The following is a 10,503-nucleotide window of genomic DNA, read 5'->3' on the forward strand; positions in this document are numbered from 1 at the left end:
TTGAGCGTTAAAGTTTGTTAAGCAAACTAGCGTGGTCCACGTGAACGGGCTCCGCCGCCCCCACCTACGCTACCTCCACCCGAAGAGGCAGGAGCTGAGTAACTACGACTCATGTTCGAGTTGTTATTAAAGGAATTATTGTTATTCCAGTTGTTCGAACGCGTATTATTCTCATTATTCCAGCCACGGGAATACGTATTGTTCTGACGATTTACCGTTCCGTTACCGCTACGATACGAGTTGCTAGTACCGGAATTGTAATCCGAGTAGCTAGCCGTTTCGCGACGAGGACGGGAATAGTAACTGTTGTTCCCCGACGCAGAATTGTTGTAAGCACTGGTACGGCCACCGCGTGAATCTGCTGAGCTTCCTACAATGGGACTCCGATTAAAATTATTATTGTAGGCAGACTGTGAACGGCCATAGTTCGTGTTTCGTGGACGAGAGTAGGATGAACCTGCATTGTCACCCGTACCAGGTTTCACGACGACAACTCCACCCCCTCCATAATAGCCGCCACCGTAGTAACCACCATAGTAGGGATAACCACCCAATCCACCAAAGTACGAAGGATAATATCCCCAGGAATTATAGTAGTAAGGATTGTAAGCCATACCCCCGTAGAAGGGATCGTTCCAGCCCCACATGCCACCGTAGCCAAAGTTACTCCAGGGACGATAGAAGCTACTGCCAATACCTAAACCAATGGAAAGACCGGGGCCAAATCCACCCAGGCCATTGAAACCACCGTACATGGGGTAACCCCAGTTGTTCCAGCTATTCCAAGAATTCCATCCGTTAGGATTCCAGTTACCATAGCCTGAGTTATAGGCGTAGTTGTTATAGCCATTACCAGTAACCAGGTTGTCATAGTTCGACCCCAGGTAATGGCGATTGTTGTATTTATCAGCCAGTGATTGATTGTAATATTCGTTCTCCGCGAGGTTTTCCCCTTTGGTCTGCTCTTCAATTACGTCGTTCTGCTTGTTACTGTAGGCGATTGCCCGGACATCCGAAGAAGAAGAATAGAGGTCATCATACACGTAGGAACGTTGCGTAGCTTTGGGGCTACACCCCCAAACACCTGCCAATACAGCGACAGCCAGGTATTTAGAAACATTCCTCATTTTCATAATTGTAGACGTTTTCAAGTTGAATTTGTCCTTGTTAGTGACAGTATTCAGTGTGACTGTTACAAACTTAAGGCTAAAATGTATCTTTGCAATCCTCTAAAAAGACTTTAACTTTTATTAACGACAATTTTAACATTTGGCGCTACGTGTTAAAGAATCGAGGAAATTAATAGTTGAAAATCAATTAACTATCCTTTCTTATTTAACACGCGGCACTTAAAAAAAATTCCATGAGCAAAGGCATTACCTCCCGCACTGACGACTACTCCGAGTGGTACCTTGATCTGGTGAAACGAGCCGATCTGGCCGAAAACTCAGCAGTACGGGGCTGTATGGTCATTAAGCCCTATGGGTACTCCATTTGGGAAAAGATGCAACGGGCTCTCGACGATAAGTTCAAGGAAACCGGGCACGTCAACGCGTACTTCCCGTTGTTCATTCCCAAGTCGTACCTGTCAAAAGAAGCGAGCCACGTTGAAGGCTTTGCTAAAGAGTGTGCAGTTGTTACCCATTACCGTCTCAAAAATGCCCCGGATGGTTCGGGTGTAATCGTTGATCCTGAGGCGAAACTGGAAGAAGAACTCATCGTTCGACCTACGTCAGAAACGGTCATTTGGAGTACCTATAAAAACTGGGTACAGTCGTACCGCGATCTGCCTTTGCTCATCAACCAATGGGCCAACGTGGTTCGCTGGGAGATGCGTACGCGGCTTTTCCTGCGTACGGCAGAGTTTCTTTGGCAGGAAGGCCACACCGCCCACGCTACCTCGGAAGAAGCGGTAGCCGAAGCGGAACAAATGCTGGAAGTGTACGCCAAGTTTGCCGAAGAATGGCTTGCTCTGCCCGTTATCCGCGGGGTAAAAACCCCCAACGAACGTTTCGCCGGAGCCGTAGAAACGTACTGTATCGAAGCCATGATGCAGGATGGAAAAGCTCTGCAAGCGGGTACTTCCCACTTCCTGGGTCAGAACTTCGCGAAAGCCTTTGACGTACAATTCCTGGGCAAAGACAATAAACTCGATTACGTGTGGGGAACGAGCTGGGGCGTATCTACGCGTCTGATGGGAGCCTTGATTATGGCTCACTCCGATGATCAGGGTTTGGTACTGCCTCCCAAACTGGCTCCGATTCAGGTCGTAATCGTTCCCATTTTCCGGAATGACGAGCAGTTAAATGCCATCTACGAACGACTGGAACCGATCATTAAAGAACTGAAATCCAAAGGTATTTCCGTGAAATTTGATGATTCTACGAACGAAAAGCCCGGTTGGAAATTCGCCGAGTACGAACTGCGTGGCGTACCCGTACGGATGGCGATTGGAGCCCGTGACCTGGAAAATGGTACGACGGAGCTGGCCCGACGGGATACGAAAGAAAAACAGGTCGTAGCTATTGAAGGCGTAACCGATACGATTCAGGCTTTGCTGGAAGAAATTCAGACCAACATCTATCAAAAAGCCCTGAAATTCCAGCAAGAAAACACGTTCAAAGTGGATACCTGGGAAGAGTTTCAGGAAAAAATTGAAACGGGTGGTTTTCTGCTGGCTCACTGGGACGAAACCTCCGAAACAGAAGAGCAAATCAAGGAGGCGACCAAAGCTACCATTCGTTGCATCCCCTTGGATGCTGCCGAAGAAGAAGGTGCCTGCGTATTCTCTGGTAAACCTTCCAAACGCCGCGTGATTTTTGCCCGGGCGTACTAATTAATTTGATTATTCCCAGGAGAAGTAGTACGCTTCTCCTGGTTTTCTTGCCTATTTTTTACAAAATACTTTACTTTCCTAGAGTATCAAGCGAGTCGCTAGCCCTCTTATGTTCATAGAAGGACGTCTGTAGATGACTCACGTTCCTTTCTCTGAACTTCATTCAAAATAACCTTTGCATGATTAAGCAACTGGCTAGTACGCTCCTCCTTGCCTTTCCCTTCTTTCCTGCTCTAAGTCAGTCAAATCTCAAACTCTGGTACCAACAACCCGCCGAAGTCTGGACGGAAGCCCTTCCCGTGGGTAATGGCCGCCTGGGGGCAATGGTTTTTGGACGGCCCGCTCAGGAACTCATCCAGCTTAATGAAAGCACGTTGTGGTCGGGAGGGCCCGTCAAACCGAACGAAAACCCTAATGCCTATACGTATTTGCCTCAGGTACGGGAAGCTCTGGCGGCTGAAGAGTATCCCAAAGCGGTACAACTGCTGAAGAAAATGCAGGGCCGTTATACGCAAACGTATTTGCCACTGGGCGATTTACTCATTCAACAGGATTTAAAGGGACAACAGCCATCCAACTACACGCGTGATCTGGACCTGAACAAGGCTCTGGCTACCACGCGTTTTACAATAAATGGCACCGAGTATACCCGGGAAGTGTTCAGCTCCGCTCCCGATCAGGTGATTGTCATTCGCCTGAAAGCCAGCAAGTCCGGTCAACTTAACTTTGACGTAAAAGGCAGCAGCAAGCTACGGTTCGAGAAGCAGACGCAGGGTACGAATGAGCTGATTGTGAAAGGCAAAGCTCCGGCCCACGTTGATCCGAATTACTACAACGCTCCCGGCCGAAATCCCATCATCTACGACGATCCGGCGGGCTGCAATGGCATGCGGTACCAGTTTCGCATCAAGGCTCTGCCCGTGCAGGGACAGGTACAAACGGATACCGCAGGCATTCACGTGCGTAACGCGTCGGAAGTAATCTTGCTGGTATCCGCAGCTACCAGTTTCAACGGATTCGACAAATGCCCCGACAAAGACGGCAAAGACGAAGCCAAGCTGGCCGCTCAGTACCTTAATCAAGCTGCCACTCAGCCGTACAATCGTTTATTGAGCAAGCATACAGCTGATTATCAGAAGTATTTCAACCGATTCTCCTTTACGCTAACGGATTCTACCCGTACCAACCCTAACCTGGCCTTACCTTCCGATCAGCGACTGGAGCAATACGGCAAGGGTACGTACGATCCGGGGGTGGAAACGCTGTACTTCCATTACGGTCGCTATCTGCTCATTTCGAGTTCGCGGCCCGGCGGTACGCCAGCCAATTTGCAAGGAATCTGGAATCAGCACATGCGAGCCCCGTGGAGTTCGAACTTTACGATCAATATTAATACGCAGATGAATTATTGGCCCGCTGAAGTGACCAATCTTTCGGAACTGCACCAGCCGCTGTTTGAACTCATTAAAGATTTGTCGAAAACGGGTAAACAAACGGCTCAGACCTATTATAAACTTCCGGGCTGGGTGGCTCACCATAATACGGACATCTGGGCTTTATCCAACGCCGTGGGCGATATGGGCGATGGCGATCCGATGTGGGCTAACTGGAATGAAGCGGCTGGCTGGCTTTCGCAGCACTTGTGGGAACATTACCGCTTTACGGGTGACCGCCAGTTTTTGAAAGAAACGGCCTATCCGCTTATGAAAGGAGCTGCTACTTTTCTGTTAGGCTATCTGGTCGAAGACAAGGACGGCTATTTGATCACCTCGCCCTCCACGTCTCCCGAAAACTCATTTCTGGATTCCAAGGGCAAGCCGGCTTACGTAACGGTTGGCTCCACCATGGATATGTCGATCATCTGGGATTTGTTTACCAATCTGATTGACGCATCCCAAACACTGGGTACGGATACGGAGTTTCGTAACCTGCTGATTGAAAAGAAGAAAAAGCTTCTACCTCTGCACATTGGCCATAAAGGCAATTTACAGGAATGGTACAAGGACTGGGAGGATGAAGATCCGCACCACCGGCACGTTTCGCACTTGTTTGGTCTGCATCCCGGACGGCAGATTGCACCACTGAGTACGCCTGAATTTGCTCAGGCCGCCCGCCGCAGCCTCGAGTTACGCGGCGATGAAGGTACGGGTTGGAGTAAAGCCTGGAAAATCAACTTTTGGGCTCGCTTGCTCGACGGGAACCACGCCTATTCGCTGGTACGGCAATTACTTCATTACACGCGAGAAAACGGCACAGCCTATCAACGCGGGGGTGGTACGTACCCCAACTTTTTCGATGCTCACCCCCCCTTCCAAATCGATGGTAACTTTGGCGGTACGGCAGGCATGACCGAAATGCTGGTACAAAGCCATCTGGACGACATTCACTTGTTGGCTGCTTTGCCCGATGCCTGGAAAGCCGGGCAAGTACAAGGGCTACGGGCTCGTGGGGGCTTTGAATTAGGTATGCAATGGAAAAACGGTAAATTAACTACGGCTACGGTTACATCGCTAAAGGGTGAGCCTTGTAAAATCCGTACGGCTCAGCCCCTGTCCGTCAAAGGTCTGCGTACAAAAGCCGAACGTTCAGGATCGTATTATGTCCTCTCCTTCCCTACGCAGGCGGGAAAAACCTACGAACTCCTCGCACAGTAATTCGACGATTAAACTCTCTTCTAAAAGGTACGGAAACATGACTTCCGTACCTTTTTTTGTTTCATCCCTTCCTAAAGCGTAGATACTGAAATTATTAGAAGTTAATGAGAATCTTTTCTTCAGGAACCACCGGATTTAGTTTTGTCGTTAGTCATGATTGGTAAAGCACCATGCTGGCACTGATTTATAGGAAGTCAATAGGTTCAAAACCTACAACTTTAAACGGAGTACCCTTTTCAAGTGAACCCTCATTTGGATCTTTAACTATATGACCATTCCCGTATTAGACCATACTGTTCGGAAACTAGCCGAACTCTTTTTCCCCGAAACCCCAACGCTTGCTTCCATTAATCATTCTGCCTCTACCTATGAACCCGAAACACTAGAAGTTTTCGTAGGAGATCTGATCGAACAGGCCTTTAGTGTGAATCTGGCTCTGGTCAAGCACGAAAAAGCCGAAAACGAATTCTGGGACTGGAAAAAAAACAGCGAGCACCCTTTTGTCTTCTTTGATCAGACTTCAAAAGACGACATGCGTCCCATCATTGCGGGACGGGATCTGAAAAAAGGAAAGCCCTATCATTACGCCATTACGGAACACGGCCCCGAACTCATCAGCGGCGAAGGCCTGACACCTGCAACGAACGACAACGGAAAAGTACTGTTCCTAACGGCGTTTCCGATTCAACCCCTCACCAGTGATGATGCCGGTACGGACGAAAAGCCCATGACGCCCTGGCAGCGTACCATGCAATTATTCAGAAATGAACGGCGGGACATTTACTACCTGTACCTCTACGCCATCGTTTCTGGTTTAATTGCCCTAAGCTTGCCTCTAGGTAGCCAGGCCATTGTAGGGCTTATTCAGGGGGGACTCGTCTTTTCTTCCGTGTATCTGCTGGCAGCTCTGGTGATTGTGGGTACGCTCATTACGGGTATTTTGCAGATTGTTCAGGTATCGATTGTGGAAGTTTTGCAGCAAAGAATTTTCGCAAAAGCGGCTTTTGAATTTGTTTACCGGATTCCCAGAATTAAAGTGGAAGCCCTCAATCGGTACTACGCACCGGAGTTGATGAACCGTTTCTTCGACATTCTCACGGTACAAAAGGCCTTACCCAAAATCCTCATCGATATTACCGGGGCGGTTATCCAGATTGCTTTTGGTCTGTTGCTGCTCTTTGCGTACCACCCGATGTTCATTGTATTCGGGTTACTGACCATTTTGCTCATCTTTCTGGTGTTTCGTTTCAATGCCAGCAAAGGTCTGGAAACGAGTCTGTATGAATCCAAGTACAAGTACAAGGTGGCTCAGTGGCTGGAAGACATTGCCCGTACCTTGTTCAGCTTTAAGGTGATCGGCAATACAAACCTTCCCGTCCAGAAAATGGATGAGCTGGTTAGCCGTTACTTGCTGTACCGGCAGAAGCACTTCAAAATTCTGTTGCGGATTTTTTACTACATGGTGGCCTTCAAGACCCTGGTCATCGCAGCCCTGCTGATTTTAGGTATTTTCCTCGTGGTGGATCGACAGATTACGCTCGGTCAGTTCGTAGCTTCCGACATCATTATCGTCTTGATTGTTAGCTCCGTAGAAAAACTCATCACGAGCATCGATACCATCTTTGATCTGGTTACGGCCACTGAAAAGATGGGGAACGTTACGGATCTGCCGCTCGAACGGGAAGGGGGCTTACGTATGCCGATCAATAAACAAGATATGGCTTTGGAAGTACATAACCTTTCGTTCCGCTACCCAGATGGCAAGCGGCCCATCCTGCAAAACCTGAGTTTCTCTATCAAACAGGGGGAACGGGTGGCGATTACGGGTTCAAACGGAGGCGGTAAAAATACCCTGCTAACCCTGCTGAGTGGTTTAATGACGGAATACGATGGCAGCATCTCCGTGAATGGCTTTTCGCTGCGGGATATTCACCTGAACGATTTCCGGAATGCGGTGGCGAAAAACGTATCTCCTGACGAAATTTTTGACGGAACTATCTTCGAAAATATCACGATGGGGCGTACAAATGTTTCATTGGATGATATTCGCTGGACCCTTCAAAACCTCGGTCTAACGGAGAAAATTGGTCAGCTTCCCGAGGGCATCAATACCGAAATGTTAGCCGAGGGTCAACGGTTCTCAGAAAGTTTCAAAGCGAAAATTACCGCCGCCCGCTGTATTGTAGAACGCCCGAGACTGTTGATGTTTACGGACTTTTATGGCCTTCTGGACCGGGAAGAAAAGCTAAAGCTTATCAAGTTTGTATGCGATAAAGCTCATCCCTGGACGTTCATCACCATTTCGCACGATCCAGAAGTATTAGCGGCCTGTGATCGGGTACTGATTCTGGAAAATGGTAAAATTGTCAGTGACGGACCGTATTAAGCCTTTGTTTTCAGCTGCTGAGAACACTTAATTCAACTCAAACCATGCTCAATATATCTCCCAAACGAGTGGATTCGGATCTGCCGGAAAACGAAATCCAGTCCCTCAAAACGCTTTCAACCCACCGGACGGGTCGGAAGTTGGCCCGCTGGATTGTGGGTATTCTGTCCGTACTTTTCATTGTACTTTTCATGCCCTGGCAGCAGAATATCAATGGAACGGGTACGGTCACTGCCCTGACGCCCCAGGATCGTCCGCAAACGGTACAAAACATCATTGCCGGACGGATCGAAAAATGGCACGTTCGCGAAGGTCAGGCCGTACAAAAGGGCGACACCATCTTGACGCTATCTGAAATCAAGGATGAGTACTTCGATCCAAACCTGCCCCTTCGTCTAACGGAACAGGTCGATGCCAAGGAAACGGCCGTGGATGGGTACGAAAATAAAATTGAAGCCGTGGAAAATCAGCTAACCGCTTTGCGTAATGCTCTGCGACTTAGCCTGGAAAAAGCCCGCAACAAAGTGCTACAGGCACAGGCTAAGGTTCAGTCGGATAGCGTTGATCTGGCTAATGAGCGTATTCAGTTTCGAATTGCCGAGGTTCGTTTTGAGCGTTTCCAGCAAGGGTACCAACAGGGTTTGTTCTCAAAAACCGACCTCGAAGGTCGTGAACTTACCTTCCAGGCTGCTCAGGCAAAAGTGGTTTCTGCTCAAAACAAACTCAATATTTCCCGGCAGGATTTGATCAACTCCAGAATCGAACTCAGCTCGATTGATGCCGACTACCAAAAAGAAATCGCCAAATCGTTATCGGATCGTAGTTCGGCCGTTTCATCGCTGGGTGATGGCCAAAAAGAGCTTTCCGAGCTACGAAATAAAGTAGCCAACGTCAATGTTCGTCGCAATCAGTACGTATTGCGGGCTCCGCAGTCGGGCGTTGTGGTAAAAGCTCTGAAAGCCGGTGTGGGTGAAACCATTAAAGAAGGCGAGCCCATCTGTACCCTCCAACCACAAAACCCACAGATGGCGGTTGAGTTGTACATCAAAGCGATGGACGTTCCCCTGATTCAGAAAGGTCGTGAAGTACGGATTCAGTTTGATGGCTGGCCTGCCCTGCAGTTTTCGGGTTGGCCTTCAGTCAGTGTCGGTACCTTCGGCGGTCGCGTAGCCGTCATCGATCAGGTGAACTCGACGAGTGGCGAATACCGGATTCTGGTTACGGAAAAAGTGGAAGAACGGCGGGATCACCCCTGGCCCGCTCAGTTACGACTGGGTTCGGGCGTGTTCGGTTGGGTCATGCTTGACAGCGTACCCGTATGGTACGAAATCTGGCGACAACTTAACGGCTTCCCACCTAGCTTAAAAGAGGAGCCCAAAGGCGATTACGCCGGAAAGGGGGCGAAAAAATGAGGTTTTTAGTAGCTCGCTGGTTGAGAGGGCTTGTACCTACAGTCTTGCCGTCCAGAACTAGCGTTTTTACCTGGGCTTTCTTCCTTTGGACAGCCCAGGTAACCCCTGTGTGGGCTCAGGATTCAGTACGGATTTTCAGTTTCGCGGATTACGCGGATTTGATTTTAAAGTACCATCCCGTCGTACGACAGGCCGATCTGATTCCAGCCGACGCCCGTACGGAATTGTTACAGGCCCGGGGCATGTTCGATCCGAAATTGACCTCGGACTTCAGTCGAAAAGAGTACAAGGACAAAGAGTATTACAATCACTGGGAAAATACGCTAAAAATACCAACCTGGACGGGTATTGACCTGAAGGCGGGTTACGACCGGAATACGGGGCCATACATCAATCCGCAGTATTACACGCCCGATGCCGGGTTGGTGTATGCGGGGTTGAGCGTACCCCTGGCTCAGGGATTGCTGATTGATGCTCGCCGTTCGACGTTACGGCAGGCCAAGCTACTCCAGAATATTGCCGAAGCGGATCGTCAGAAAGTGATTAACAAAACCATGTACGATGCTGCTAAAACGTACTGGGACTGGTACTTTGCCTACCAGCAATTCCGATTTACGGCGGACGGACTTAATCTAGCTGATATTCGCTATCGAGCGGTAAAGCAACGCGTGGAAATTGGTGACTTAGCCGCTATTGATTCCGTGCAGGCTAAAATTACGGTACAGGAACGACTGGCTTCCTACCAGGCCGCGTTGCTGGAATTCCAGAATACGCGGCTGGGCATTTCCAATAATCTCTGGAACGAGAACAACGAACCGGTAGAGTTACCCGAGAATGCGATTCCGGGCGGCGTAACCATTCCCGAACCTACGCAGGAACAGCTCGACGAGTTACTGGCTCGGGCTAGTCGGCAGCACCCGGATCTGATCAAGCTGGATTTTAAACTCCAGCAATTGGATATCGAGCGGCGATTCCGGCAGAACCAGCTTTTACCGACGGTTAATGTCAATTATAACTTTATCCGTGAACCCGTCGCCATCGGCAAATCCTATGACGCGGGCTGGTGGCTTACCAACAATTATAAAGTAGGTGCTGAAGTGAGTTTCCCGCTTTTTCTACGGAAAGAACGGGGTAAACTCCAGCAGGTTCGCATCAAGCAGGCCGACACGCAATTTGATCAGCAACAAACTCGACGGCTGATTACGATCACTGTTC

General features: G+C 49.2%; 6 protein-coding genes. 5 read left to right on the plus strand and 1 reads right to left on the minus strand.

Annotated features, from left to right (window positions below; translation table 11 throughout):
- Positions 1-26: 26 nt before the first annotated feature.
- Entirely contained in the window at positions 27-1,133 is a 1,107-nt protein-coding gene (locus ACOJTG_RS15315; protein ID WP_420154627.1) for a hypothetical protein, read from the minus strand.
- A gap of 230 nt (positions 1,134-1,363) precedes the next feature.
- Here ACOJTG_RS15315 and proS point away from each other — a divergent pair, with 230 nt between their 5' ends.
- From proS to ACOJTG_RS15340, 5 genes are all read left to right on the plus strand, one after another.
- A complete protein-coding gene (proS, locus tag ACOJTG_RS15320; RefSeq protein ID WP_420154628.1) occupies positions 1,364-2,836 on the plus strand; it encodes a proline--tRNA ligase in 1,473 nt (490 codons plus the stop codon).
- 179 nt (positions 2,837-3,015) lie between these two features.
- Entirely contained in the window at positions 3,016-5,490 is a 2,475-nt protein-coding gene (locus ACOJTG_RS15325) for a glycosyl hydrolase family 95 catalytic domain-containing protein (protein WP_420154629.1), read from the plus strand.
- A gap of 268 nt (positions 5,491-5,758) precedes the next feature.
- The gene (locus ACOJTG_RS15330) at positions 5,759-7,876 is read left to right on the plus strand and encodes a peptidase domain-containing ABC transporter (RefSeq protein WP_420154630.1); all 2,118 of its coding nucleotides are present in this window, start codon (positions 5,759-5,761) and stop codon (positions 7,874-7,876) included.
- A 44-nt stretch (positions 7,877-7,920) separates the two neighbouring features.
- On the plus strand, positions 7,921-9,288 hold the full coding sequence (locus tag ACOJTG_RS15335; RefSeq protein ID WP_420154631.1) for an HlyD family secretion protein: 1,368 nt from the start codon (positions 7,921-7,923) through the stop codon (positions 9,286-9,288).
- Between the two features lie 107 nt (positions 9,289-9,395).
- Positions 9,396-10,503, plus strand: a 1,108-nt coding sequence (locus ACOJTG_RS15340; protein WP_420154632.1) for a TolC family protein, incomplete at its 3' end; no start/stop codon positions are given.

The sequence above is a fragment of the Siphonobacter sp. genome, from assembly GCF_048595215.1.
Classification (GTDB): Bacteria; Bacteroidota; Bacteroidia; order Cytophagales; family Spirosomataceae; genus Siphonobacter.